The sequence below is a fragment of the Pedobacter sp. GSP4 genome, from assembly GCF_051857575.1.
In the GTDB taxonomy this organism is placed as follows: domain Bacteria; phylum Bacteroidota; class Bacteroidia; order Sphingobacteriales; family Sphingobacteriaceae; genus Pedobacter.
The window spans coordinates 65,639-90,546 of record NZ_JBPZIR010000009.1; the positions used below are offsets into that span (position 1 = coordinate 65,639).

The 24,908-nt window shown below is 38.7% G+C and carries 25 protein-coding genes and 1 tRNA gene; 11 read left to right on the plus strand and 15 right to left on the minus strand.

Going from position 1 to position 24,908, the window contains the following annotated elements:
• Nucleotides 1-190: 190 nt before the first annotated feature.
• The 4 genes from ACS5PU_RS19935 to glmM all read right to left on the minus strand — a co-directional run bounded on the left by ACS5PU_RS19935 (nt 191) and on the right by glmM (nt 5,079).
• The gene (locus tag ACS5PU_RS19935) at nt 191-1,090 is read right to left on the minus strand and encodes an MBL fold metallo-hydrolase (protein ID WP_439460923.1); all 900 of its coding nucleotides are present in this window, start codon (nt 1,088-1,090) and stop codon (nt 191-193) included.
• A gap of 83 nt (nt 1,091-1,173) precedes the next feature.
• On the minus strand, nt 1,174-1,377 hold the full coding sequence (locus ACS5PU_RS19940; protein ID WP_439460924.1) for a hypothetical protein: 204 nt from the start codon (nt 1,375-1,377) through the stop codon (nt 1,174-1,176).
• Nucleotides 1,378-2,409: 1,032 nt separating this feature from the next.
• Entirely contained in the window at nt 2,410-3,558 is a 1,149-nt protein-coding gene (locus ACS5PU_RS19945; protein WP_439460925.1) for a cysteine desulfurase family protein, read from the minus strand.
• A gap of 135 nt (nt 3,559-3,693) precedes the next feature.
• A complete protein-coding gene (gene glmM, locus ACS5PU_RS19950) occupies nt 3,694-5,079 on the minus strand; it encodes a phosphoglucosamine mutase (RefSeq protein WP_439460926.1) in 1,386 nt (461 codons plus the stop codon).
• Between the two features lie 317 nt (nt 5,080-5,396).
• Here glmM and ACS5PU_RS19955 point away from each other — a divergent pair, with 317 nt between their 5' ends.
• From ACS5PU_RS19955 to ACS5PU_RS19970, 4 genes are all read left to right on the plus strand, one after another.
• On the plus strand, nt 5,397-6,128 hold the full coding sequence (locus tag ACS5PU_RS19955; protein WP_439460927.1) for a class I SAM-dependent methyltransferase: 732 nt from the start codon (nt 5,397-5,399) through the stop codon (nt 6,126-6,128).
• Nucleotides 6,125-6,688, plus strand: coding sequence for a phosphatase PAP2 family protein (locus ACS5PU_RS19960; protein WP_439460928.1), 564 nt, complete (start codon nt 6,125-6,127; stop codon nt 6,686-6,688). Before ACS5PU_RS19955 ends, ACS5PU_RS19960 begins: the two co-directional genes overlap by 4 nt.
• A gap of 3 nt (nt 6,689-6,691) precedes the next feature.
• A complete protein-coding gene (locus tag ACS5PU_RS19965) occupies nt 6,692-7,408 on the plus strand; it encodes a ZIP family metal transporter (protein ID WP_439460929.1) in 717 nt (238 codons plus the stop codon).
• A gap of 120 nt (nt 7,409-7,528) precedes the next feature.
• A complete protein-coding gene (locus ACS5PU_RS19970; RefSeq protein WP_439460930.1) occupies nt 7,529-8,158 on the plus strand; it encodes a Uma2 family endonuclease in 630 nt (209 codons plus the stop codon).
• Between the two features lie 68 nt (nt 8,159-8,226).
• Here ACS5PU_RS19970 and ACS5PU_RS19975 read toward each other — a convergent pair whose 3' ends face one another.
• From ACS5PU_RS19975 to ACS5PU_RS19990, 4 genes are all read right to left on the minus strand, one after another.
• Nucleotides 8,227-8,370, minus strand: coding sequence for a DUF5522 domain-containing protein (locus ACS5PU_RS19975; protein ID WP_439460931.1), 144 nt, complete (start codon nt 8,368-8,370; stop codon nt 8,227-8,229).
• 243 nt (nt 8,371-8,613) lie between these two features.
• On the minus strand, nt 8,614-9,555 hold the full coding sequence (locus ACS5PU_RS19980; protein WP_439460932.1) for an MBL fold metallo-hydrolase: 942 nt from the start codon (nt 9,553-9,555) through the stop codon (nt 8,614-8,616).
• A 41-nt stretch (nt 9,556-9,596) separates the two neighbouring features.
• Nucleotides 9,597-10,214 carry a dephospho-CoA kinase gene (coaE, locus tag ACS5PU_RS19985; RefSeq protein ID WP_439460933.1) on the minus strand — a complete coding sequence of 206 codons (618 nt, stop codon included), beginning with the start codon at nt 10,212-10,214 and terminating at the stop codon, nt 9,597-9,599.
• Nucleotides 10,214-11,161, minus strand: coding sequence for a CdaR family protein (locus ACS5PU_RS19990; protein ID WP_439460934.1), 948 nt, complete (start codon nt 11,159-11,161; stop codon nt 10,214-10,216). Before ACS5PU_RS19990 ends, coaE begins: the two co-directional genes overlap by 1 nt.
• Before the next feature lie 171 nt (nt 11,162-11,332).
• Here ACS5PU_RS19990 and ACS5PU_RS19995 point away from each other — a divergent pair, with 171 nt between their 5' ends.
• Nucleotides 11,333-12,277, plus strand: a complete 945-nt coding sequence (locus ACS5PU_RS19995; protein WP_439460935.1) for an energy transducer TonB — start codon at nt 11,333-11,335, stop codon at nt 12,275-12,277.
• 53 nt (nt 12,278-12,330) lie between these two features.
• Here the strand turns inward: ACS5PU_RS19995 and yajC are convergent, their stop codons facing one another.
• The 4 genes from yajC to ACS5PU_RS20015 are packed head-to-tail and all read right to left on the minus strand — an operon-like array spanning nt 12,331 to nt 15,261.
• Nucleotides 12,331-12,648: a preprotein translocase subunit YajC gene (gene yajC / locus ACS5PU_RS20000; RefSeq protein WP_439460936.1), complete on the minus strand. Its 318-nt coding sequence runs from the start codon at nt 12,646-12,648 to the stop codon at nt 12,331-12,333.
• A 59-nt stretch (nt 12,649-12,707) separates the two neighbouring features.
• A complete protein-coding gene (locus ACS5PU_RS20005; protein ID WP_439460937.1) occupies nt 12,708-13,166 on the minus strand; it encodes a DUF1573 domain-containing protein in 459 nt (152 codons plus the stop codon).
• Nucleotides 13,167-13,168: 2 nt separating this feature from the next.
• Nucleotides 13,169-14,119, minus strand: coding sequence for a transcription antitermination factor NusB (nusB, locus tag ACS5PU_RS20010; protein WP_439460938.1), 951 nt, complete (start codon nt 14,117-14,119; stop codon nt 13,169-13,171).
• Nucleotides 14,120-14,172: 53 nt separating this feature from the next.
• The gene (locus tag ACS5PU_RS20015) at nt 14,173-15,261 is read right to left on the minus strand and encodes a Glu/Leu/Phe/Val family dehydrogenase (protein WP_439460939.1); all 1,089 of its coding nucleotides are present in this window, start codon (nt 15,259-15,261) and stop codon (nt 14,173-14,175) included.
• 237 nt (nt 15,262-15,498) lie between these two features.
• On the opposite strand from ACS5PU_RS20015, the gene ACS5PU_RS20020 reads away from it, so the two are divergent.
• On the plus strand, nt 15,499-17,289 hold the full coding sequence (locus ACS5PU_RS20020) for an ABC transporter ATP-binding protein (protein ID WP_439460940.1): 1,791 nt from the start codon (nt 15,499-15,501) through the stop codon (nt 17,287-17,289).
• 79 nt (nt 17,290-17,368) lie between these two features.
• Nucleotides 17,369-17,692 (plus strand): DUF3276 family protein, encoded by a 324-nt coding sequence (locus ACS5PU_RS20025; RefSeq protein ID WP_439461064.1) that lies wholly within the window; start codon nt 17,369-17,371, stop codon nt 17,690-17,692.
• Nucleotides 17,693-17,764: 72 nt separating this feature from the next.
• Here ACS5PU_RS20025 and ACS5PU_RS20030 read toward each other — a convergent pair whose 3' ends face one another.
• Nucleotides 17,765-18,226: a hypothetical protein gene (locus ACS5PU_RS20030; RefSeq protein ID WP_439460941.1), complete on the minus strand. Its 462-nt coding sequence runs from the start codon at nt 18,224-18,226 to the stop codon at nt 17,765-17,767.
• Nucleotides 18,227-18,422: 196 nt separating this feature from the next.
• Here ACS5PU_RS20030 and ychF point away from each other — a divergent pair, with 196 nt between their 5' ends.
• Nucleotides 18,423-19,523 carry a redox-regulated ATPase YchF gene (ychF, locus tag ACS5PU_RS20035; protein WP_439460942.1) on the plus strand — a complete coding sequence of 367 codons (1,101 nt, stop codon included), beginning with the start codon at nt 18,423-18,425 and terminating at the stop codon, nt 19,521-19,523.
• A 330-nt stretch (nt 19,524-19,853) separates the two neighbouring features.
• Here ychF and ACS5PU_RS20040 read toward each other — a convergent pair whose 3' ends face one another.
• A complete protein-coding gene (locus tag ACS5PU_RS20040) occupies nt 19,854-20,468 on the minus strand; it encodes an HAD hydrolase-like protein (protein ID WP_439460943.1) in 615 nt (204 codons plus the stop codon).
• Nucleotides 20,469-20,477: 9 nt separating this feature from the next.
• Nucleotides 20,478-21,854 carry a magnesium transporter gene (gene mgtE / locus ACS5PU_RS20045; protein ID WP_439460944.1) on the minus strand — a complete coding sequence of 459 codons (1,377 nt, stop codon included), beginning with the start codon at nt 21,852-21,854 and terminating at the stop codon, nt 20,478-20,480.
• 291 nt (nt 21,855-22,145) lie between these two features.
• Here mgtE and ACS5PU_RS20050 point away from each other — a divergent pair.
• The 3 genes from ACS5PU_RS20050 to ACS5PU_RS20060 all read left to right on the plus strand — a co-directional run bounded on the left by ACS5PU_RS20050 (nt 22,146) and on the right by ACS5PU_RS20060 (nt 24,885).
• Nucleotides 22,146-22,217: transfer RNA gene (locus ACS5PU_RS20050), tRNA-Arg, on the plus strand.
• Between the two features lie 255 nt (nt 22,218-22,472).
• Nucleotides 22,473-24,146 (plus strand): glycosyl hydrolase, encoded by a 1,674-nt coding sequence (locus tag ACS5PU_RS20055; protein ID WP_439460945.1) that lies wholly within the window; start codon nt 22,473-22,475, stop codon nt 24,144-24,146.
• A gap of 457 nt (nt 24,147-24,603) precedes the next feature.
• A complete protein-coding gene (locus tag ACS5PU_RS20060; protein WP_439460946.1) occupies nt 24,604-24,885 on the plus strand; it encodes a hypothetical protein in 282 nt (93 codons plus the stop codon).
• Nucleotides 24,886-24,908: the final 23 nt, after the last annotated feature.

A 24,908-nucleotide genomic window follows, 5' to 3' on the forward strand; every position in this document is an offset into this window, starting at 1 on the left:
GTTTTAACCCCCTAGTTTAGAATTATTTTAAATATAGAACGTTTATAAATTGAAAAAAGATTTGGATGTTTTTGAAGCAGAGATAATTACTTTATTTAACTATAGCTGCGCACAGATAAACACAGATGCAACGAATTATTAGCTCATCTGTGTTCTTCCTGTATATCTGTGGTTAAAAATTTTTCGCCAACTAAGCTCCCTTCAGCTCATCATAGGCAGCAGTTAAACTTCTTTCTATGCCATCTCCTTTCCATTCAGGAGCATTTGGAATAGTGGTTGCTTTTAAAATATCTTCCTTGCTTTTGCCTGCCTTAATTTCGCCACCAACAAAAGCCATCAGGTTTTGGAGGTAGTTTTGATAGGCTTTAATATCGGCCTTGTTGCCTGTTACCTTTTCTGGATCTAAGCTATGTCCCCAAATAAAGAGCGTATCGTTATCAAACTGGTTCATAATTTTATCCAAGGCCTTAATCCAGTTGCCTATGTGCGCACCATTCTCCCGATCTATGTACGGAAAGCGGCGGTTAAAAACCAGATCGCCAACATGGGCAATGTTTGCATTTTCGAAGTGGTAAACTGCATCGCCATTGGTATGACCAGAACCATAGTAATAGGCACTGATTTTCTCATCTCCTATCTTGGCTTTCCATCCTGTACCAAATGTAGTTTCGGGAAGCAACTGTTTATCGAGGTTATTTGCTTTCTCTGCTGCTCTTTTTTGGTTTACCAGCGAGTTTTGATGGGCTACAACCTTTTCGGCCAAGCCTTTAAAGGCAATGTTTCCGGCCGTATGGTCGCCATGGTGGTGGGTATTAATCAGGTATTTAAAAGGTTTTTCGCCCAGTTTTTTCAGTTCTTCTATTACATGTGGTGCCGATGTTGGAAACTGTGCATCTACAACCACAAAACCGTTGCTCGAGTTTAACCAGCCTATGGTACCGCCCTGTTCGGTAAATATGCCAACATTATTGCGCAATGCCTTAAAGTTATAAGCCCTTAATATTTCTTGCTGGGCAAAAACATCTGTTTTATACATTGAAAGCAAGGCCATAGCCAATGCCGAGTTTTTGATAAAGTTTCTTCTTTCCATTTTTAATATTCATTAAAAAAACCACAGTATTTGCTGTGGTTTAAATTTAATAATTTTGACTGTAAATCTATCTGACAACAGCATTATATTCCTGAGCCCGGTGTTGGACCTGGTTCGTGGCCTGGGCCTAATGGATTGTTTTTACGTTTATCGTCTTTGTTAAACAGGTTTGTGGTTACTTTAGACGACTTATTTTCATCCAACGAATCATGTTCCCCTACGTCCTCTGTTTTTTTATCCAGTAAATCGTTCTCAACAATTTTACCTTTTTCTTTATTTGTTTCCATAGCTATTGTAAATTGATGTAATAGAGGAACAAGCAAAAAATAGGATTGTTTTGGCTTAGTTGTTTTCGGAATGTGTTTTTAGCCGCGCATAGCATAGCTCCTTCAAGGTTTATGAACAGCGATTGAGCCATCCTACCAACACAAAGCACCACCTGGCCTTCTTTAGAAAAGCTAAAATTAATGTTGAATAACTAAATCCTGCATTTACAGCATTGCCCCAGGAAGTTTTCCTAACTCATGAATGCAGCCGAAAGAATGAAACCTTCTTTTATGGATTTTATTGAAATGGTTTGAAGACTCAAAAGAAAATGGGTTCAGGATAAACTTGTAAATGTGTTTCCTTTCTTCATTTAATTTTTCTTCCAGCTTCGCGTTTTCTAGATTTTGATTGTTTTGGCTCTTTTCCATGACGATATAGATTATTGAAAACCGGTGGGCTTTCAGGGTTAACAATTTTAACACTTATAAAAAGCTTTTTTAAAATTTGCCCAACCTTATACCATGGGGAGAATTTGATAAGGTTTCGTTTAGGAACTACATTAAAATGGCGCGGATTGCCTTTATCTTAATTAAATATAAGTTAAAATTTCGGCTTTTGCAAGTTATTTTTTTAGGCTTTGGATAAGGATGTGCTAAAAATAAGATTTATGTGTTCTGGAAATCAAATATTGTAGCTTTTAAGGCAATGCAGTATTGCTCTAAACTTTACTCCGCTATGTTCCGTGCCCGTTCCATCCGATAACTATCGGATCAGGTTTAGGTGGCGCAGCCTGTAATAAGATTTAGACTTGCAATAGGCCAAGAATTGATCATTTTTTCCATCAGGCCATTCATCCCTAATAGCAAAACCAGCCGATATCAAAAAACCTGATTGAAGCGGATACCGGCCATGTGCTTAAGGCCTGCAGGCGTATAAGCGGAAAGCAGGACGAACGTTAAAATGAAATACTGCCCTTGCTTTTCAAAAATTTATTTAGAAGCAAAAAAGTCCCGATTTGCATCGGGACTCTCCTATTTGGTTAATGATATTTTTTATGCCAAGGCATTCTGCTTCACTACCATTTTAACTTTTTCGATTACGTAATCCAATTCTTCTTTAGTGGTGTATTTGCTAAATGAAAAACGCACCGCCGGGCGGTTTGGATCGGCTTTGATACCATTTAGTACATGAGAGCCAATGTTAGAGCCCGATGAACAGGCACTGCCGCCAGAAGCGCAGATCCCGTTGATATCCAGGTTAAACAATAACATATCGGCCATATCCATTTCTGGGAACGATACGTTTAATACGGTATAAAGGCTTTTATCGGCATCGGTTTCGCCATTGAATGCAATACCAGGAATTTCGGCTACCAATTGTTCTTTTAAATAATCTTTTAAACCCTGGATATGAGCTTGGTGCGCACTCATTTCGGCATAGGCAATTTCGAGTGCCTTGGCCAAACCTACAATTCCATATACATTTTCGGTACCACCGCGCATGTTACGCTCCTGTGCCCCACCGTAAATCATCGGTGGAATTTTAATGTTACTGTTTACGTACAAGAAACCAACGCCTTTAGGCCCGTGGAGCTTGTGTGCAGCACAAACAATAAAATGGGCTTTCAGTTCTCTCACATTATGCGGATAATGCCCCATGGTCTGTACGGTATCGGCATGATAAATTGCATTGTATTTCTCGCAGATATCGCCTACTTTAACCATATCGGTTAGGGTACCCAGTTCATTATTGGCATGCATAAGCGAAACAAATGTGCGCTCGTTATTTTGAAGTAGTTCCTCTAAATGGCTGTAATCGACATTTCCTTTTTCGTCGATATTTACGAAACTCAATTTATCAATTTCACCATTTTTAAGCATGGTGTTTAAGGTATGCTCAACCGCATGGTGCTCAATTTTAGAAGTAATGGCGTGTTTAATGCCATAAGCAGCAATACCACAGCGGATAGCCGTGTTATCGGCCTCAGTACCTCCAGAGGTAAAAAATATCTCAGAAGGTGATGCATTTAACAAACCTGCAACGGTTTTACGGGCTTTCTCTACAAGTGTGCGCACCTCACGGCCAAGCGCGTGAATAGCTGACGGATTACCAAAATAATTCTCCATCACGTTTGTCATTTCCGCAATTACTGCCGCATCTAAAGGCGTAGTGGCCGCATTATCTAAATAGACCCTTTTCATTTCTACGAATATTTATCAGTTAGTTTTTTTTGAAGCCTTTGCAGCTCCTTTTTTAATAGCTGGGATTTACCGTGCTGATAAATCCCAACGTTTTTACCGTTCATTATACAATCAGCTTTAAGCCGACCGTTAAAATTATAGGTGCAATATTTCTTTAATATCTGAAATAATCTTGTTTGCAAGATTCTCAGCAATGGTTTCATTTTCTGCCTCACTGTAAATCCGGATGATCGGTTCAGTATTAGAGCGGCGCAAATGTACCCAAGTTTTATCAAATTCTATCTTTAAACCATCAATTGTGCTGTATGGCTGGTTTTTATATTTCTCTTCTACCTGTTTCAATAAATTATCGATATCCATTTCTGGCGTAAGGGTAATTTTATTTTTCGAAATATGGTATTGAGGATAACTGCTTCTTAGCAAGGAAATTGATTTGCCAAATTTAGCTAAATGTGTTAAGAATAAGGCAATACCAACCAAAGCATCTCTACCATAGTGAGATTCAGGATAAATAATACCGCCATTGCCTTCACCGCCGATAATGGCGTTTGTAGCTTTCATTTTATTTACCACATTCACCTCTCCTACTGCAGATGCATTGTATTCGGCACCTGCTTTTTCAGTTACATCGCGCAGTGCACGTGTTGAAGAAAGATTGGAAACGGTATTTCCCGGGGTATTTTTCAGCACATAATCAGCAACAGCTACCAAGGTATACTCTTCGCCGAACATGCTGCCATCTTCGTTTACAAAGCAAAGGCGGTCCACATCTGGGTCAACTACAATACCTAAATCGGCATTTTGTTTCTGAACTTCTTTTGATATTTCGGTTAGGTTTTCAGGTAACGGTTCAGGGTTGTGCGGAAAATGGCCATCCGGTGTACAATACAACTCTACAACTTTGTTTACGCCCAATGCCTTTAATAAAGCTGGAATAAAAATACCACCTGTAGAATTTACGCAATCGATTACCACTTTGAAATCGGCTTTTTTAATGGCCTCTACATCAACCAATGGCAATGCCAAGACTTTATCAATATGTTTTTGAAGGTAGTTATCGTTCTTAATTACCTTACCCAGTTTATCAACATCGGCAAAATCAAAATCAGCGCTTTCGGCCAGATCTAAAACTTCTTTACCATCTGCATCGCTGATAAATTCGCCGCTTCCGTTTAACAATTTCAATGCATTCCATTGTTTTGGGTTGTGGCTCGCTGTTAAAATAATACCGCCGCCTGCATTTTCATCGGGTACGGCTACCTCAACTGTTGGTGTGGTAGATAAACCTAAATCTATCACCTCAATGCCCAAGCCTTGCAGGGTTCCAATAACCAGGTTGTTCACCATCTCACCTGAGATACGCGCATCGCGACCTAGCACTATTCTCTTGTTGCCTGTTTTTTGTACTACCCAGCTACCAAAAGCAGCTGTAAATTTCACAATATCAAATGGGGTTAAGCCGTCTCCAGCCCGTCCGCCAATGGTTCCTCGTATTCCTGAAATCGATTTTATTAAAGTCACAGTTTATATTTTATTTGAGGCCCAAAAATAAGAAAAAAAACAAGATAGCTGCTATTCTAAAGCGTTTGTGCAAGTTAATTTACATTGTTTTTATATCTATTTATACGATGTATTGGATAGAAATTAGCTGCGCTATCCAAATCAAACGTGTGTTTAATTGAAAAGAATATTTTCGATTTCTGCCGTTCATTTTCAGCCGGTAAAAAAATCAAACCATAATATTCTTGCAACTTTATTGCATAAAAATATATTCTAACTTTACTAGCGGTTGTAAAAGCTTATATTTGCATCTTTTTAAGATACAAACGGCTTTTTATATGCAACGCAAGTGGTTTCAATATTGGTTTAACTCGCCATATTATCATATCCTTTATCAACAACGAAATGATGCTGAAGCCGAGTTTTTCATCGATAAGCTTACGGATTTCCTCCATCCTGAAGCCGATGCGAAAATGTTGGATATTGCCTGTGGAAAAGGCCGCCACTCTATTTATCTGAACAAAAAGGGCTTTGATGTTACCGGCATAGATTTATCTGAGCAGAGCATTAAATACGCCAAGCAGTTCGAAAACAATAAATTACACTTTCTGGTGCACGATATGCGCAGGCTGTTCTACATTAATTATTTTGATGTAGCCTTGAACCTGTTTACCAGCTTTGGTTATTTCGACACCGAAAAAGACCATGTAAATGCACTCAAAACTTTCCGCAAGTGCTTAACGGCCAAGGGTATTTTAGTTCTGGATTATTTCAATACCGCAAAGATTATACGCAATTTAAATTCTTGCGAAACAAAATCGCTGGACGGAATCACTTTTAATATCACCAAAAACGTTGTTGACGGTAAAATCATCAAAAAGATAAATTTCGAAGACAAGCAAAAGGTTTACAATTTCGAAGAGCGGGTTCAGGCTTTTAGTTTCGAAGATTTTGAGCGCATGCTTACCAAGGCCGGAATGGTGATTGAAAAAACTTTTGGCAGCTATGCCCTCGATGATTTTGATGAATGCAGCTCGGATAGGTTAATTTTAATTTGTAAAAAAGCATGATAGAAAGCATACAGCAATTTGATGTTGAATTGTTTTTAAAAATTCACCGCGGACTTTCAAACAGCTTTTTTGATTGGCTGATGCCCTTAATGCGCAACCGTTTTTTTTGGTCGCCGCTTTACCTTTTTATCTTTGTTTTTTGCATTAAGCAATATAAAAAACAGGGGTATTACATTATTGGGATGGTGCTTTTTACCTTTGCAATGGGCGATTTAATTGCTTCGAGGGTGATAAAACCATTAATTTCGAGGGTAAGGCCATGCAACGATTTAAGCCTGGCAAACGAGATTATACACCGTGTACCCTGTGGAAGCGGCCTGAGTTTTCCATCGGCACATGCTACCAATCATTTTGCAATAGCTGTTTTTTTAATCTGCGTTTTTTATCGCCGCTGGAAACCGATTTTACCTATTGGCTTGTTTTGGGCCTTTATCATCAGTTTTGCACAGGTATATGTAGGCGTTCATTATCCTATTGATGTAACCACCGGAGCCTTATTGGGCATTACAATAGGCATTATCTGTTCGAGAATATTTAAAAAATTACAACCTGATTTTTAACTTATGGAAATCTGGAAACTCTGTGTACTTTTCTTCTGTGCCTTTTTGGGCGGAACAGCGATTTTTTTGGTAAAAAGCGATAAATCCAAATTACTGAAACTGATCCTGTCGTTCAGTGGTGCATATTTATTTGCCATTACGGTTTTGCATTTAATTCCTGATGCTTACAGTGGCCCGGACAAATGGCAGATCGGTATTTTTATCCTTATCGGGTTTTTATTGCAGATTTTTCTTGAACAGTTTTCAGAAGGTGTTGAGCACGGCCATATCCATAAACACCACGATGGGCACGCTTTTCCCTACGGCATCATGATCAGCCTTTGCCTGCATGCCTTTTTAGAGGGTATGCCTCTCGCGAAAGAGCAACATAACGAATTGATCTTCGGCATTTCGTTACACCATATCCCAGCAGCTTTTGCACTGGCCAGCATATTAATGCAAAACCATTTTAAAAAGAGCAGCATTGTGTTTTATCTGATTTTATTTGCCATCATGGCTCCGCTGGGCTTTTATGTAAGCGTGGGCATCAGCAATGGTACAATTGGCGGTATAGATGCTTATTTTAATAAAATAATGGGTATTGTGATCGGTATCTTCTTGCACATTTCTACCACGATCCTGTTCGAATCGAGTGCTGACCATAAAATAAATACCCGTAAAATGATTGCCGTTTTATTGGGCATTGGTGTGGCTCTGGTAGGGTTCTTCGCCGGACACTAGTTTAGTTGGCAGTTTGTAGTTTTCAGTTAACAGCATAACCGCTTCAATTCCAAATAGCCGTTTTAAACGTTTAATCGTTTATTCTTTTCTGTCCTAGAAAAAAACGCAGTAAATTAGTATATGGATGAGAATATAAATGAACCTGCAGTAGCTTACCAAAAAAGACATTATACCATTCAGGAATATCTGGAGTTGGAAAAAGCAGCAACAGTGAAACATGAATATTATCAGGGCGAGATATTTGCGATGTCGGGCGCGGGAGATAACCACAATGAGATTTTCAGTAATGTTTTTGGCGAAATAGCTTATAAACTAAAAGGTACGCCATGTAGGCCTTACGGAAGCGATAAACGCATGCACATTCCAGAAAATACCTTATTCACCTATCCCGATATATCTATTTATTGTAATGGCATAACACACTCGGATATGGATGAAGACACCTCAATTTTACCATCCATAATCATCGAAATCCTTTCTCCATCTACCAGAAATTACGATAGGGGCAAAAAATTTAACCTGTATAAAGATATCCCTTCTTTAAAAGAATATATCATGATTGATTCCCAATCTGTTTCGGTGAGGGCTTATCATATTGATGAAGAAAGAAACTGGATACTCAACGAACACCAGGAAATTACCGACACTGTAAGCTTTATTTCGATGGGATTTAATATGGTATTAGCCGATATTTATGAGTATGTTAACTTTAGTGCAAAACAAATGATCGATAAAAGAAGTCAAGTTTGAACAGGAAAAATTGCAAATTAAAACTTGACTTCTTTGCAAATACCGAAAACTGCCAACTGTTAACTGAATTACTTCTTTACCTTCTTGTTTCCGTAACCCCAAGGACAGTGTTTGCACTTATTTTTACAGCAATACCCCCTTTTAAGATGATAGGCTTCGGTAAAAACCATCAGTCCTTGTTCGTTAAAGTAAAAATCTTCGCCTTCTTTCATTGTAATGAGTGAATTTTGAATGATTGAGTTTTGAATGACTAAATTTTGAATGACAGAATTAATGAATGATTGGTAAATATTGAACAATGCTTTTAATGTTGAAATATGGATTTAAATACCGATCACGTTACCATTAACACTTCAATAATTATACTTCCATTCTCTAATTCCATCATTCATTCATTCTATACCTTTATCATTCCATCCTTCTCTCATTCCATCCTTCTATAACTCCATCTTTCTCTAATTTAATATTTTAACTTCCAGTTTATCTTTAAAGTAATCTTTAAGTTGTTTGCCATCACCGTGCAAAGTCCACACCTGTTTAGGCTGTACTTTCTCAATTGTTTCTAAAATAGCCTCCCAATCGGCATGATCTGAAATATACAGTGAAATTCCATTTTGCTGCTGCAGGTTTTTCCAGCCCGAAGCAAATGCCCGTACTACGTTAATGGCCTTATGGTAACTGTGAAAAACCATCGGTGGTACAATGTACACCTGATGTTCAAGGTTGTTTTTCATCACTTTCCTATCGTACATCTTATAGTTACCGATTTTAATGCCATAATCTTCATAAATTTTAACAAAAGGCATAATGCTGTGGTGAACCATTACATTTTTGGTTGGGCAATATTCGCCAAGCAATTGTATTATCCGCTGACTTTTACCCAGCGCATAGGCGCCAAGCATGATATTTACATTGGTTTCATTCAGTTTTTTAATCTCATCAATGGGCGATGGATGCTTGGTATCGGGATTAGCAAAGGTGCTCTCGGTAATCAGCACATCCGCCTTAACGAATTCAAAAGCTTCGCAGCTATTGTCTGGTTCGATCTTATAATCACCGGTGTACAGGTATTTTATTCCTTTATATTCCATTAAAACCTGCGCAGAGCCTAGAATATGTCCGGCAGGGAAGAATGTAATGCTTACCTCTTTTATTTTAAAAACTTCGTGATAGGTTTTGAGGTGAAAATCAACCGCGGCAAACTTCCGGTAACGGTGTTTCATAAAACTTGCCGTAGCAGCCGTGCAGTAAACATTCTGACTCCCACCAATGGCGTGATCGCCATGAGCGTGCGAAACTACAGCTTCTTTAACAGGCTGTTGTGGATCGAGGTAGAAATCGCCGTAAATACAATATAAACCCGTTGGGGTAATCGTAATAAAATCTGCTAAAATCATGATTAGGATAAAAGGTTTAAGGATGGTATGATTCTAGTAAATTAGAGCTTGGTGCCTTTAAGTTTCTCTGCCGACTTAATAAATTCCTGATGCAGCGCCAAAACCTGTTCTATTATGGATTGCTGCTCGTCGTTAACGATGAAATGATTGGCCAATTTAGACTTTTCTCCGTCGCTAAGCTGTTTATCCATCCGTGCTATAACCTGTTCTGCCGCAACGCGGTCTCGTTCCATTACCCGTTTCAGCTTAATTTCGTAGGGTGCTGTAACCAAAATTGTGGTGTCGCACATTTTATACGAACCACTTTCGAACAGCAAGGCCGCTTCTTTTAAGGTGTAAGGTGTATTGAGTGGAATAGTTTGTTCCCAGGTATCAAAAGCCCTAAAAACTGCAGGATGAACCAAAGCGTTCAATTGTGCAAGGGCTTTTTCGTTGTTAAAAACAATGCCCGCAATATGTTTATTATTCAGCTTCCCATCTTCGAAATAGCTTTCGTTTCCAAATGCTGTTTTGATGCCTTCAACCAATAATGCATCTTGGCACATGATCTCTTTTGCTACGGTATCTGCATAAAAAACAGGTATGCCCAATACTTCAAAAACTTTGCAGATCGTAGTTTTTCCACTCCCAATTCCGCCTGTTATACCTACTTTATACATTATTTTTCTACAATGAAATCTATTTTGGAAGGAATTACACTTACCAGCCTGCAATAATCAGGAAACTCGGTTATTTTAACCGTAAACTGATGGTGCTTTAAATTTTGCCATTCATCCGCATCAACTGTTGCGGTAATAAAGCTTTCATCTACCTGATCGTAATTGCTCAAAGCTACCAAAAATGTAACCTTAACCTTTTTGGGGTATAGCTTAATGCTGTTGTAATACCTATTGTTTATAATTTTAAGTGGAACTTCTATTGTTTTTTCGGTAAACTCATCAACCGGTAACTTCACCTCAACAGAAGAAGGATAAATACTCACATTTTTATGGATGCTGTGCTGCAGTGCTACCCTTAATGTTGTACTGCCCTGTATTTTATTTAATTTTAAGGTGTCTGTAGGCCAAAATTTAATCTTGGCCAGTTCTTCAGTTGGTCCGGCTACCTTAACATATTTGGGGTTTAACACCACCTCGCTCGAAATACCATATTGCTTTACAAAATCGAGCTTATCTACCAATTTTACCGGCACCTTTTTTACCACACGCTTGGTGAAATCAAAGTAGAGTGTATCTGGTTTAACCGAAATTACTTTCTGGGTACTTTCCAGCTGCCGGTTAATGTTAAATAGCTGATCGGAAAAAACAATAAAGTCTTTGGTGTTCAGCTGGCTTAAATTAACAGAAACAGATGGTGGACTAATCCTTAACCTTGCAAACAGCAGTTGCCAGCCGGTTCCTTCTACCTGAAGATCGATGGTATCGGACTGTAGTGGATAAAAAGCTCTTTTAGTGGGCGTATTTTTGAACACCAGCACAGTTTTAGCCGTATAGATATATTTATTGTTCAATGCCATAAAAAGCCATGCAGCTATAGCCAACAGCAAACAGGCCAGTAAGCTAAATACACGTCTTTTTTCAATTTTAGTTAATCTAATAAAGGGCATAGCACAATATAAGGTAAATCAGCACCGAAATTTTTCTTCTCTGAACCAATAATGTCAAATGTAACAAAACTAAATAGCTGCTCAAAAACTAATATACTTAATGATAAATTAATGAAGGCTATGGCAAGAGCATAAACTGATAACTATATTCGCAGGAGATAAACAAACAACATGAAAAAGTATATATTATCATTACTTGCAACAACATTATTTCTTAGCTCCAATGCTCAAAAACAAACACTGGTCTCTTACTTCAAAAATGACACGCTTACTGTAAACAAAGATGATTATGATTACAAAAGAGTTATTCAGGAAACCGACACCCCTTCGATATACAGGTTATTAGAGTTTTACCCCAATAATGTAGAAAAAACATCAGCCAGAATTTCAAAATTTGATCCATATATTGTTTATGAAGGACTTTTCCAGAGCTATAATAAACAAGGCATCTTAACTTCTAAAGTCAATTTCATAAACGGAAACCTCAGCGGGGAATGTACTTATTACTATGATAATGGAAAACTTGAAAATGTTTTTCTATATGATGGACCGACGAACGAAATGGGCGTACAACAGCGAAAATGGATAACAGGAATAGATTCCTTAGGTAATCAGTTTATAAAAGATGGCAATGGAGCCTATAAAGGAACTGATAATGTAGGGCTAACAGAAGAAGGAAATTACCTTGACGGTAATAAAAACGGTATATGGAAAGGAACCAGCGATAAGGGCAGTTATGAAGAAATATATGAAAAAGGGATTTTTAAATCAGGTAAAAGTACTTTACCAAATGGCAAGCAGATAAAATACCGTGAAATAGAGCAAAAGCCAGAATTTAAAAAGGGAATGGCAGAATTTTTTCAGTATGTAAACTGGAGCTATAAATTCCCTAATGAAGCACAAGAAAATGGGGTTCGGGGAAAGCTGTATATCACTTTTGTGGTAGAAAGAGATGGAAGTTTAACCGATTATGAATTTCGGAATAATTTGGGCTATGGCACCCAGGAAGAAGCGGTGAGGGTTTTAAACAATTCCCCAAAATGGATACCTGGAATGCAGCACGGCATCCCGGTGAGGGTAAAATATACGATTAACATTAATTTACCTACACGCTAAACGAGAAAAAGCCATCCAGAGGATGGCTTTTTCATTATTTCTCATTTAAATGATTAAGCTTTTGGCGCTACAACTGCTTTAGTTGCATCTAAAGAAACTGCCGATTTATCGAAACGGATTTTGGCACCGCTTTCTACTTCAATTAAGAAAGTGGTTTCATTTAAATCCACAATTTTTCCGTGGATACCTGCAGTGGTAATTACTTTATCGCCTTTACCTAATTCTGCTACTAATTTTTTATGGTCTTTTGCTTTTTTAACCTGTGGACGGATCATGAAAAAGTAGAAAACTACCATGATCAATACCATTGGTACAATTGTACTTAGCATGTTACTGCCGGCTGCTGCCTGTAAAATTACTGTTAATGTCATTTCTTATTTTATTTGTGTTTTGTGTATAGTTGGTTTAAGGTATAAAACCATTCATCAATTTATTTTTTGGCTAGAACCTCTCCTACCAAATGTACTGTTGTTACGGTAGGGTTTGCATTAGAAGTAATGGTTACTACTTTATCCTGCATGCCCATTTTACCTTCGCTATTAAAAACTACGCTGATAATACCTGTTTTGCCCGGCAAAATTGGTTCGCCTGGCACTTGTGGAATTGTACAGCCACAGGTAGCAGTTGCGTTTGAAACAATTAGCGGACTTTTACCTGTGTTTTTAAGTTTAAAATCGTGGATCACCTTTTCACCCTGCTCAATTTTTCCGAAATCGAATACATCTCGTTCGAAAACAATAACAGATGCATCTGCCGGAGCAATTTTTGTTGTTTTTGACGTATCGTTACCTACAGAAACATTGCTGCTTTCTGCTGGGGTTTGCGTATTGGCGTTGCGGCAAGCGGCAAATGATAGAGCAGCTACAGCCAGGATAAATATTTTCTTCATTTTTAATCTTCAATTAAACCGCGGCCAATCTTTTTAATGGTGTTGTTTTTCTTAAGATCGCCTAAAATTTTATCTAAAATACCGTTTATAAACGAATTACTTTTCGGTGTACTGTAATCTTTTGATAGCTCTAAATATTCGTTAATGGTTACTTTAACCGGAATAGATGGGAAATTTAGCAGTTCGCAGATGGCCATTTTCATTAAAATGGTGTCCATTAGTGCAATACGTTCCGATTCCCAGTTCTTGGTTCTATCGGCAATCATTTCCTGGTATTTGGCATCGTTCTGCAGGGTGTGTACAAACAGATCCTGAACAAACTTGCTGTCTTCTACCCAATCGGCACTGATTTCGGTCAGTTTGTTTTTGAAAGGATCTTCGGAAGTAAAGTTTTTGAGTGTTTTGGCTACCATGCCTTTCATTACTTCGTGATCTACCTGCCAGTTGATGAATTTTTCTTCAAAAACCTGTATAATGGCCTGGTTTTTCAGGATAATTTTTCTGAAAATGTACTTGATGATATCTTTTGATGATTCTAAACTTTCGTTTGTATCGGCAAGATATTCGGCATACTCTTTAGATGCTTTTAGGGAATTGTAAACGGTTTTACGGATTTCTGGATCGAAACCCCAGTCTACTTTATATTTTTTTACTGCAGAAACATACTCAGGGTTCTGTTGCAATAAAACGCTAAACTTATTGTGTAGCAATTTCATGTTCGGATTGATATCCTCTGCTGTTTTGATAAACTTATTCTGACGCTCAGCTGCGTCGTTAGCAGTAAATTCGGTAACTTCTACCATTAAAGATAGCATCCAGATGTACATTTCGTACACGCTATCGATGCTCTGCATTAAAGTTTTCAAATCACCTTTAATGTCTTTTTTGTCTGCCATGTGCCAAGCAAAAATATTTTGCAAAGCTTTGATTCTTAAGTGCCTTCTGTTTAACATGAATGTAAGAACGAGTGCGGTTTTTTTAAAACCTGTTTTTTAATAATTATTATTTAATATGACGATTTAATTTTTTTAATGTCTGCAATCCTTTTTTCAGCAATGCGGTTTGCAGCAATATTTGTTGATATACTTTCGGCCTTGCTTAACTTAATTACGCTACGGGTAGCATCATAAATATTCTCTGTAAGCTGTACGGTACGTTTTTTACCAAATCCAGTTAGTTCTGAGTAGCAAGAAATTAATCCTCCTGCATTGATCAGATAATCGGGCGCAAATAAAATTCCTTTTTTCAAAAGCAATTCGCTATCTAAAACCTCATCTTTTAACTGATTGTTTGCTGAACCTGCAATAATTGCAAATTTCATCTTCTCTATGGTTCTGTTGTTTACGGTAGCTCCCATTGCACAGGGCGCATAAACATCAGCATCAGTTGTAAAAATTTTATCGGCCTCTATGGGTTTTGCCTTATATTTCCGGGCCACATAGGTTAACTGTTCCTGGTTAATATCGCTGATCAAAACTTCGGCATTCTCTTTTCTCAATAAAGCAACCAGGTGCTCGCCAACATTGCCAATACCTTGCACCACAATAGTTCTTCCGGCCAGCATATCGGTACCAAAAACTTCTTTAACGCTGGCTTTAATACCCAAATAAACCCCTTGGGCCGTAAATGGAGCAGGGTTACCTGCACCACCAATTGATTCGGGCACGCCGGTAACATAATTGGTTTCCATACGGATATATTCCATATCGCGCGTGTTGGTACCCATTTCCTCAGCAGTAATAAATTCGCCATTCAGGTTTTTGATAAACCTGCCATAGCTGCGCATTAAAGTTTCGGTTTTGTCTTTTCGCGAATCGCCAATAATTACGCCTTTGCCACCACCCAGGTTTAAACCTGTAATGGCTGCTTTGTAGGTCATACCGCGCGATAAACGGAGTGCATCTTCCAGCGCTTCGCCTTCTGTTGCATAACTCCACATCCTGGTTCCACCTAAAGCTGGGCCCAATGTGGTATCGTGTATAGCAATAATTGCTTTTAAACCTGTATCTGGATCATTGCAAAAAACCAACTTTTTATGCCCATAAGCACTTAATTGATCTAAAATTGATGAATCTGACTGAGAATTTGCTGGCATATTGAACGTTCGGCTAACCTGCTGCAAAATTAAAATAAAAAACCATTATTACACCTATTTAACTAAACTATAACAAAATTAATTCGGAGGCGGTTAATCTTTAAACCTCGCGGGTTTTAAAAACCTGCGGGGTTTGGGAACTGCGAGGTTTGGAAAATTGTCATCATTCTTTAAAGCTTAAGCACTAAAAGATAAATATAGCCTACGGAATTACAAATTTAGCTAAGTTTGTACAGCATGAAACATCTGAGCAGATTAAACAAATACTTTATTAAATATAAATGGTGGATCATTCCGGGAAGTATTTTCGTGGTAATATCGAACATTTTTGGTGTTGTACCAGCCCAGGTAATTGGTTATGCGGTTGATCTGATTACCGAAAACATTCAGATTTTTAATTTATTTAATGGCTTTAACCGCCAGGAAATTGTTTACGATATTTTTAGCAGCAACTTACTGTACTTTGGCCTGCTTGTTATTGCGCTGTACCTTTTGCGTGGACTGTTTTTGTTCTTTATGCGCCAAACCATTATCCTCATGTCGAGGCATATAGAGTTTGATATGAAGAACGATATTTACCAGCATTACCAGGAACTGAGCCTTGGCTTTTACCGCCGCAACAATACGGGAGATTTAATGAACCGGGCCACTGAAGACGTAAACCGGGTTAGGATGTACGTTGGCCCTGCCATTATGTATACCATTAACACATTTGTTTTATCGGTACTCATTATCTGGTCGATGTTCGATGTAAACTCCAAACTGGCTGTTTATTGTCTGCTCCCTCTCCCCTTTCTGGTTATTATTATCTATTATGTAAATACACTGATCTTTAAAAAGAGCGGAAAGATACAGGAACGGCTATCAGATTTATCTAGTTTTGTACAGGAGCGTTTTTCGGGGATCAGGATTATCAAATCGTACGTGCGGGAAGATTATACCCGGAACATGTTCGAGATCCAGAGCAACGATTATAAAAAGGATTCGATGGGCCTGGTTAAGGTATCGGCATTATTTTATCCAACCATGCTGCTTTTAATTGGCCTAAGCACTATTTTAACCATTTACATTGGCGGTATACAGGTAATGAACGGCAGCATTACGGCAGGCAATATTGCCGAATTTATCATCTACATTAACCAGTTAACTTTTCCGGTAACCATGTTGGGCTGGGTTACTTCGCTGATTCAAAGGGCTGCTGCTTCGCAGAAAAGGATAAACGAATTTTTGGATATCCCATCTGATATACAATCTACACAAAGCCAAGAAAAGGATTTAATGGGCAACATTAAATTTGAGCATGTAAGCTTTACTTATCCGGATACGGGGATTGAGGCTTTAAAAAATGTGAGTTTCGAAATTAAAAGCGGCGAATTTGTGGCCATTATCGGGAAAACTGGTTCGGGAAAATCGACGTTGGCCAATCTGATTATGCGGATGTACGATGTAGAAAATGGAACTTTGGCGGTAGATGGCGAAAATATCAAGGCCTTAAACCTTAAAAACTACCGCAGCCAGATCGGATTTGTACCGCAAGAGGTTTTCCTATTTTCCGACACGATTAAAAACAATATTGCTTTCGGTTTAGATAGCGTTACCGATGATGAAGTTCATACGGCTGCGAAAAATGCTTCTGTATATGGCAATATTATCGACTTTGAAGAAAAGTTTGAAACCATGCTTGGCGAACGCGGCATTACACTCTCCGGCGGACAGAAGCAGCGTGTTTCTATTGCAAGGGCGTTGATCAAATCACCTAAAATTTTAATATTTGACGATTGTCTTTCGGCTGTTGATACGAAAACAGAAGAAGAAATTCTACAAAACCTGGGTAAAATTATGTACGGAAAGACCAGTATTTTAATTGCCCACCGAATTTCTACGATTAAAAATGCGGATAAGATTTTAGTGCTGGATAACGGAGAAATCATCGAACAAGGCACACACAATGAATTACTTAGCAAAAACGGCAGTTATACGGAGCTTTATAACAACCAACTTTTGGAGGAGGAAACCCGAACTATTTAAATTGTATTAAAATTGTATTTTGAACTTTAAATATTTGCTTTATATTTACCGAAACCAAAAACCAACATCAATACCAACCATGGGAGAATTCGACAACAAGGAAAGAGAAGAAGTTTTTTCAAAGAAAGTAAGAGCAGGTAAGAGAACTTATTTCTTCGACGTGAAGGCTACAAGATCGGGTGATTATTATTTAACAGTTACCGAAAGCAAGAAAAGATTAGAAGACGGTGTATTTGTAAAACATAAAATCTTTTTATACAAAGAGGATTTCGAGAAATTTGCAGAAGGACTTAACGAAACTGTAGATTATATCAAAACCCACCAGGATGTTGTTGAAAAACGCTATGAATATTCTGAAAACGGAGAACATAGCACCAAATCAAGTGATGATTTTACTTTTTAAGTAATATAATTTCAAATAAAAAAGCCTTTGCAGTTTAACAATTGCAAAGGCTTTCTTTTTATTGGGTCAATTTTAGCGGGCTACCATACCTGCTCCAACTACAAATACCAATAAAAAATATCCTACAATAACAGCGATTGTCATAATTCCCCAAAATTTAAAAAGCGATTTCAAACTCAGTACTGCTACATCTAAGCTTTCCTGATCTCCAAACAGCACTCCTTGTTTTCCCCTGTTTGCCACTCTAAACAGCAATATGCTCGGGTAAAAATAAAACAAACCCAGCAATAAATAGATAATGGTTAAAACGATTGAACCTCCTTGTCCTAAGGGAGCAAACTGTTTTGCCAAACCTGGGTTTCCGGCTATAATGGATGGAATGCTCAATGCAACAAGAATTAACAAGGCGGCAAACACAAAACCGACTATGGATAGGAACCTTGCCCATTTCGTAATGTCGTAAAGGTAGCTGCGCATTTCTTCGGTTACTACAAGTTTTACTTCCTGGGGCACTTCCTGTTCTAAATCTTCCATGGATACAATCTATAATTTTCGTTAAACTTAGATAAAATATCCAGTTACCACAAATTACAGCCTTTAATTACCAACTTTAAAAGCTTATCTTTGCCCGATTTTTAGGCGGAAGGCGGGGCGCATGGGGCATAGGATATTGAGCTATGAACTATTGACTAAAAAACTATTGACTAATAAAATAAATATTAAAATATAAATGGCATTACAATGTGGTATAGTTGGTTTACCAAATGTTGGAAAATCGACTCTTTTTAACTGTTTATCAAATGCAAAGGCACAAGCGGCAAACTTTCCTTTTTGCACAATTGAGCCCAATGTTGGCGTAATTACAGTACCTGATGATAGATTAACCAAACTTGCAGAATTGGTTAAACCGAACAAAGTTCAACCTAACACTATCGAGATTGTTGATATTGCCGGTTTGGTAAAAGGTGCTTCAAAAGGTGAAGGTTTAGGCAACCAGTTTTTAGGAAATATCCGTGCTACTAACGCCATTATCCACGTTCTACGTTGCTTTGATGATGGCAATGTAATCCATGTGGATGGTTCTGTTGATCCGATCCGCGATAGGGAAATTATCGACACAGAATTACAGCTTAAAGATTTGGATACCGTGGATAAGCGTATCCAAAAGGTTGAAAAGATGGCCAAGACCGGTGGCGATAAGGATGCAAAACGTACCTATGAAATTTTAACGGTAGTTAAATCGCATTTAGAAAGTGGTAAATCTATCCGTACAGCACCATTGGCCCAAGAGGATTTCGATTTTATCGAGGATTTAGGCTTACTTACACAAAAGCCTGTAATGTATGTGTGCAATGTTGATGAGGCTTCGGTAATTAATGGCAATAAATATGTTGACCTGGTAAAGGCTAGCGTTGCGGATGAAAATGCAGAGGTTTTGGTTATTTCGGCCAAAATTGAATCAGAAATTGCAGAACTGGAAAGTTATGAAGAACGTCAGGAGTTTTTAGCTGACTTGGGCTTAACAGAATCTGGGGTGAATAAATTAATCCGTGCTGCTTATAAATTATTAAACTTATACACCTACTTTACGGCTGGTGTACAGGAAGTAAGGGCCTGGACCATTACCAAAGGTTTTACAGCGCCTCAGGCTGCTGGTGTAATCCACACCGATTTCGAAAAGGGATTTATCCGTGCTGAGGTAATTAAATACAACGATTTTGTAACCCTGGGTTCGGAAAATGCCTGCAAAGATGCGGGTAAACTGGGTGTAGAAGGAAAAACTTACGTAGTGGAAGATGGAGATATCATGCACTTCAGGTTTAATGTTTAACCTTTAAGTAATAAGTAATACGGAGCCACTCAAAAGAGTGGCTTTTTTTTGCACGTTAGTTACAAAAAAATACCACAGATGCACAGATTTACACGGAAAAGCATTTCGGAGAACCATTGTGGCTTTGCCCTCAGATGAATTAATATGTTTAAGGTGGTTATTAAAAAAAATAACTTCACTAATTAATCCACTACCTTGGGTACCTGAGTACAGCTAAGTAAAAAAATAAGGTCATAACGAGACGCTAAGACCAGTAATGTACTTCTTATTGAGAGTTGACAACTTACAGGCATGGCTGCCTGCAAAGTTGGCAACTCGAAATGTTATTGATTAAACAACCAGCCCGTATGCGGCCAGTTGTATTTTGGTATCTTCGTAATCGGTATGATGAATGCCTTTTAAGCCCAACTGCTCTGCAACCTGAACAAACAACATACGGTCATCTATATACAAACTTGTTTCAACATCGCTCTGCGAAATATCAATGGCTACTTTAAAGATATCGGCATCGGGCTTGCGGAAGTGAACAAAGCTTGATGACACAAAGAAATCGACAAACTCATTCAGTTTAAAGGTATTGATGCGGTATTGGTTAAGCTCCCTCCCTTCATTGCTGATTACGGCTACCTTAAGGTTGTATTTCTTTTTTAAATCACAAATGAACTGGATCATTTCGGGATAAGGAAGCGACTTCTTGAACATAAACTCCTTAAAATCGTCGTAACTGAAACTGCGTTCGTCAAAGAAAACAATACGCTCCAAATATTCATCCAAGGTTAGTTTTCCTACCTCGTAGGTATCGAAAGTGAGGTGATGGCGTTCTTCCAGATCAACAGAATCGAGGTGAAACAATACAGCGGCCTCTCCCCTTGCTTTTCTATCCCAGCCATTGGTTAACAATACACCGCCAATATCGGTAAAAAGTGTAGTAATTTTCTTTTGCATAATTTAGATCTAAAGTAATACTCCTTTTAAAAACAGTACAGCAAAGCTGAAATATATAATCAGTCCGGTAACATCAACTAGGGTGGCTACAAATGGGGCTGAAGATGTGGCCGGATCGGCACCTAATTTCTTAAGCAATATGGGCAACATGGAGCCACTGAGCGAACCCCAAAGCACTACAAATATTAAAGAAACACTAATGGTTGCGGCAATTAAGATCCAGTGTTCGCCATAAACATTAGGGGCGGCTACATGCCATACAAAAATACGCAGGAAGCCGATTAAGCCTAAGCATAGGCCCAAAAGGAAGCCCGAAGTAATTTCGCGGTTCATTACGCGCCACCAATCTTTAATGGTTACTTCGCCGAGGGCCATGGCCTGAATAATCAGCGTAGAAGCCTGCGAACCACTGTTTCCACCGCATGAAATGATTAATGGGATAAACAGGGCCAGAACAGTAGCCTTGTGTATCTGTCCTTCAAAAAAGCCCATCGCGGTTGCAGTAAGCATTTCGCCCACCATTAAAATGGCCAGCCAACCTACGCGTTTTTTCACCAGGTTAAAAATAGAAGTATCCAGGTAAGGTTCATCCAAAGCCTCGGTACCCCCAATTTTATGCATATCTTCGGTATATTCTTCGTTGGCAATCCACAAAATATCATCAACGGTAACAATACCTAAAAGAATATTATTTTCATCTACCACGGGCAGCGCCACGCGGTTATTCATCCTGAAGATATTAATGGCATCTTCCTGCGGATCGTTGGCTTTTAAGGCAATGAAACGCCTATCGGTAAGCTCTCCAATAATCGCTTCCGGATCGGCCAGTAAAACCTCACGGATCCTGATATCATCAAGCAGTACGCCTTCTTTATCAATCACATATACCACATCGATGGTTTCGGAGTTTTTACCGTAACGCCTGATGTGTGCCAATACCCGCGCAATAGACCATTCGGGCTTAACGGCAATGTAATCTGGCGTCATTAAACGGCCGATACTATATTCGTTATAGCCCAATAGGGCCAGCGATTCTTTGCGTTCTTCGGCCGGCAAAAGCGTAATCATTTTTTTTACCACATCGCCTTTTAGCTCGCTAAAAAGTGCCGTACGGTCATCAGGTGGCAGATCTTTGATAATCTGGTTTAGCTTATTGCCAGAAAGTTTTTTGATAATACGCTCCTGGGTTGGAAAATCAAGAATCCTGAATACATTTACCGCCCTGTTTAACGATAGGGTTTCGATAAATTTGGCCGCATGCTGGGGAAGCTCATCAATTAGTTGTTCAACATCCGAAATATTCAGTTGATCGAGATATTGCTTTAGTGCTTTATCATTTTCTTTTTCAAGCAGTTCCTGAATCTCTTCCACAACCATTTCTTCCATAAACAACTATTTTTATTACATGCCTAAAACCTTAATTAACGGTTCGCAAAGGTGCATTTTTATTTCTTAAAAAGCCAATTGTGAAGCTTTAAAATTAGCGCTTTGCCTACTTTAATTTACCGGGATATTGGAATTAAGTGCCTAAACAAGGTGTCTGCGCAATCATTTAACCATTTTTTAACATGGAAACACCTCAACACCATCAGGTTTATAACGATGTAATTTCATTGGGTTAAAAATAGCCTATATATTTCGGAAAAATGATTTTGATTTTTCTATATTTGCAGCCTTGCTCCCGTAGTTCAATGGATAGAATTATGGTTTCCGGTACCATCGATATGAGTTCGAATCTCGTCGGGAGCACTTAACGGGACAAATCAGTTTTAGACAGGTTTGTCCCGTTTTTATTTCTAAATATCTTCAAGACTAAAGCTCAGAGACCAAAGCTGAAAGTATAAAAATCAAAACTGAAACAAGAACAGTCGAAATAGACATACAATAGGCTGTTTTTTAAACCTTTTAGATCATTTATTAAACCTTTTAGCTTCATCTTTTCTTCAAATTTGATTGCCTCGTTCTGAGGTACTATCCAAATTTAAACCATTAAAAAAGAAAAAAATGAGCAAGTATTACCCAAGAATGATCTTGTACGTAATTTTTATTGCGGCCTTATCTGCATGCAAAAAAAACGTAGCACTAATTTCAGTGGAAGATGAAAAAGCTGCCTCCCTAACGGCAAAAAGGTTGTTTATGAACTCCGTACAAACACCTGATGATGGTGTAATTTCAGGCCTTAACCAAAACTGGACCCAGTTTCCGGCATTGAATGATGCGTTAATGATCAAAAACATCAATAAATTATCTCCGGAAATGATGAGATTCCCCGGCGGTACTTTATCACATAGGTGGGAATGGACTACGGGTATGACAAGCGATCACCGACCCAGCGAAGAAGTGCATCCTATTGGCGATGTTAAGCAGCTGATAGATAGTACAGGCGTAAAAATGATGCTAGTACTGGATGTGGTTAACCATAGCTGTAGTAATCAGATCCGTATGCTCGATTCGTTACATTCGCTAGGGGTTGCTATAGAATATGTAGAAATGGGAAACGAATTATATGCATCTGGTAAAGGTTATGAAACTCCTTTCCCAACTGGAACCGCCTATGCTGATACCATAAACAGCTGGGTTCCCCGCATTAAAGCAGCCTATCCGAATGTAAAAATCTCAGCAATACTACAGCCACGTGTTTCAAGTGCATCCAACACACGTTTGTATAACTGGAATTCGCAGGTAACCTCAGGTATCACGGCTAACATTAACGCTTATACCTACCATATTTACATTGCCGATGGCGGTACTTTTATCCAAAAGAAATCTGATTTTGAAAGCGTGGTCATAAATCCTGGCAATAAAGAACTCTGGATTACGGAGTATGGCAACATGAATGCCAATACGAATACTAATTATCTTTCTCAATTGGATAGCCTAGCCAATTACATTGAGTCTTATCCCCGCGTAACGGTAGCACTGAGTCACCAGATTTTTGGTGGAGCCTTTAATAAATTATCGGCTGATGGACATACTTTCACTGCAGAAGGCAACCTCTTCTTAGCCAGGGCCGATGTTAGAAATTCGCCTATACCTGTGGTTTTCAACGAAATTTACAATTCGAACAATGCCAATGGAGCCGATGATGCGGTTGAACTGCTGGTTGTGCGCAACCACTTGGACATGCGCAGAATGATCCTGAAAAATTTTACGAACGGATCAACAGATAATGGCGTGCGCTACACTTTCGCTAATAGCACTTTTTGGTCTAACCTGCCCAAAGGCACATTAATTGTACTGAGGAATGGGCTGGGCAGTAGTACGGCAGATTCTGATCCATCGGACGGCACACTTAACCTCGACATCAACAATACTACTTATTTTACCAAAGATACCGGCACCTCAGCAAATTTTGATGTGGCCAACGGAACGGATATGTGGATGATCAAAGCACCCAGCTCGGGGCTTAACGGCTCAACGAGCGGTATACATAGCTTATTTGCCGGCAGCACACCCACTACTTTATATAATAATGTTACTACCCCTAAACTTCGCTCAAGCACTGCCTGGGCCGCATCGGGCGCATCAACCGTTTATTGCAGCAATATCACTTCGGGTATTTATGATTTTAAAGATACTTCTGGAGGAAATGCAGCACAGGGTACTTCGGCCACTTTGGGATCAGGAAACAATACCAATAACACCAAGTATGTAAATCAGGTAAGGCTTGGTTGGTAGTAACCAAGTATTTAAACACAAATAAAAGCTTACTTGGTACTTATACAAATCCCGCATGCCTAATATTAGGATGCGGGGTTTGTGTTTAGGTTTTGATGTTTAGCTTGACAATCGGTTAATTGTAAACTGGCGAATTTAACGGGTTAATTGTTCGAATTGGTTAATTGGTTAATCGGTTAATTGTAAACTGGCAACTGTAAGTGGTAAACTGTTCCAACTGGTTAATCGGTTAATTGTAAACTGGCAATTGTTCCATTGGTTAATCGGTTAACTTTAAAACAGTTGCATAAGCCTTGCAAAAAAAGCATCAATCAACGGCCCTTAACAAACAGACAACAAGCCATTAACTTTAAGAGAACATAAACCGCTTAATTTAGAAATACGTTTGTTTGCCAAGTTTAGAATGCTGGCTATCAGACTAAAAATAGACAGGATGGTTTCAACAAAATAGCAGCTCATGAAACAACAGGCCAGAACAATCCCAGGCAGACTGGTAGATTTTGATTACGGTCGGTATAGGCTTCCGACATTTGTTATGCAGTTTAAGCCCGCGGTTTACCAAGATGGCGACTGCTATTATGCCGTACTTTCGTTCGAAGAGGAGCATGATATATCGGGTATGGGTACTTCTCCGGAAGATGCTTTGATCGATTGGAATGATAAGGTGTGTAACATGCTTTCCCTATCGAATGCGTTAAGCGCTAAACTAAGCACAAAGCGGAATAAAGCCCGCTCTTAAAGCGATTGTTTATAATATCAACT

What these genes read in the sequence shown, in the direction of transcription:
- ACS5PU_RS19935 (WP_439460923.1), bottom strand. Translation starts at nt 1,090, where the DNA reads ATGGAAAGAAGAAACTTTATCAAAAACTCGGCATTGGCTATGGCCTTG.
- ACS5PU_RS19940 (WP_439460924.1), bottom strand. Translation starts at nt 1,377, where the DNA reads ATGGAAACAAATAAAGAAAAAGGTAAAATTGTTGAGAACGATTTACTG.
- ACS5PU_RS19945 (WP_439460925.1), bottom strand. Translation starts at nt 3,558, where the DNA reads ATGAAAAGGGTCTATTTAGATAATGCGGCCACTACGCCTTTAGATGCG.
- ACS5PU_RS19955 (WP_439460927.1), top strand. Translation starts at nt 5,397, where the DNA reads ATGCAACGCAAGTGGTTTCAATATTGGTTTAACTCGCCATATTATCAT.
- ACS5PU_RS19960 (WP_439460928.1), top strand. Translation starts at nt 6,125, where the DNA reads ATGATAGAAAGCATACAGCAATTTGATGTTGAATTGTTTTTAAAAATT.
- ACS5PU_RS19965 (WP_439460929.1), top strand. Translation starts at nt 6,692, where the DNA reads ATGGAAATCTGGAAACTCTGTGTACTTTTCTTCTGTGCCTTTTTGGGC.
- ACS5PU_RS19970 (WP_439460930.1), top strand. Translation starts at nt 7,529, where the DNA reads ATGGATGAGAATATAAATGAACCTGCAGTAGCTTACCAAAAAAGACAT.
- ACS5PU_RS19975 (WP_439460931.1), bottom strand. Translation starts at nt 8,370, where the DNA reads ATGAAAGAAGGCGAAGATTTTTACTTTAACGAACAAGGACTGATGGTT.
- ACS5PU_RS19980 (WP_439460932.1), bottom strand. Translation starts at nt 9,555, where the DNA reads ATGATTTTAGCAGATTTTATTACGATTACCCCAACGGGTTTATATTGT.
- coaE (WP_439460933.1), bottom strand. Translation starts at nt 10,214, where the DNA reads ATGTATAAAGTAGGTATAACAGGCGGAATTGGGAGTGGAAAAACTACG.
- ACS5PU_RS19990 (WP_439460934.1), bottom strand. Translation starts at nt 11,161, where the DNA reads ATGCCCTTTATTAGATTAACTAAAATTGAAAAAAGACGTGTATTTAGC.
- ACS5PU_RS19995 (WP_439460935.1), top strand. Translation starts at nt 11,333, where the DNA reads ATGAAAAAGTATATATTATCATTACTTGCAACAACATTATTTCTTAGC.
- yajC (WP_439460936.1), bottom strand. Translation starts at nt 12,648, where the DNA reads ATGACATTAACAGTAATTTTACAGGCAGCAGCCGGCAGTAACATGCTA.
- ACS5PU_RS20005 (WP_439460937.1), bottom strand. Translation starts at nt 13,166, where the DNA reads ATGAAGAAAATATTTATCCTGGCTGTAGCTGCTCTATCATTTGCCGCT.
- nusB (WP_439460938.1), bottom strand. Translation starts at nt 14,119, where the DNA reads ATGTTAAACAGAAGGCACTTAAGAATCAAAGCTTTGCAAAATATTTTT.
- ACS5PU_RS20015 (WP_439460939.1), bottom strand. Translation starts at nt 15,261, where the DNA reads ATGCCAGCAAATTCTCAGTCAGATTCATCAATTTTAGATCAATTAAGT.
- ACS5PU_RS20020 (WP_439460940.1), top strand. Translation starts at nt 15,499, where the DNA reads ATGAAACATCTGAGCAGATTAAACAAATACTTTATTAAATATAAATGG.
- ACS5PU_RS20025 (WP_439461064.1), top strand. Translation starts at nt 17,369, where the DNA reads ATGGGAGAATTCGACAACAAGGAAAGAGAAGAAGTTTTTTCAAAGAAA.
- ACS5PU_RS20030 (WP_439460941.1), bottom strand. Translation starts at nt 18,226, where the DNA reads ATGGAAGATTTAGAACAGGAAGTGCCCCAGGAAGTAAAACTTGTAGTA.
- ychF (WP_439460942.1), top strand. Translation starts at nt 18,423, where the DNA reads ATGGCATTACAATGTGGTATAGTTGGTTTACCAAATGTTGGAAAATCG.
- ACS5PU_RS20040 (WP_439460943.1), bottom strand. Translation starts at nt 20,468, where the DNA reads ATGCAAAAGAAAATTACTACACTTTTTACCGATATTGGCGGTGTATTG.
- mgtE (WP_439460944.1), bottom strand. Translation starts at nt 21,854, where the DNA reads ATGGAAGAAATGGTTGTGGAAGAGATTCAGGAACTGCTTGAAAAAGAA.
- ACS5PU_RS20055 (WP_439460945.1), top strand. Translation starts at nt 22,473, where the DNA reads ATGAGCAAGTATTACCCAAGAATGATCTTGTACGTAATTTTTATTGCG.
- ACS5PU_RS20060 (WP_439460946.1), top strand. Translation starts at nt 24,604, where the DNA reads ATGAAACAACAGGCCAGAACAATCCCAGGCAGACTGGTAGATTTTGAT.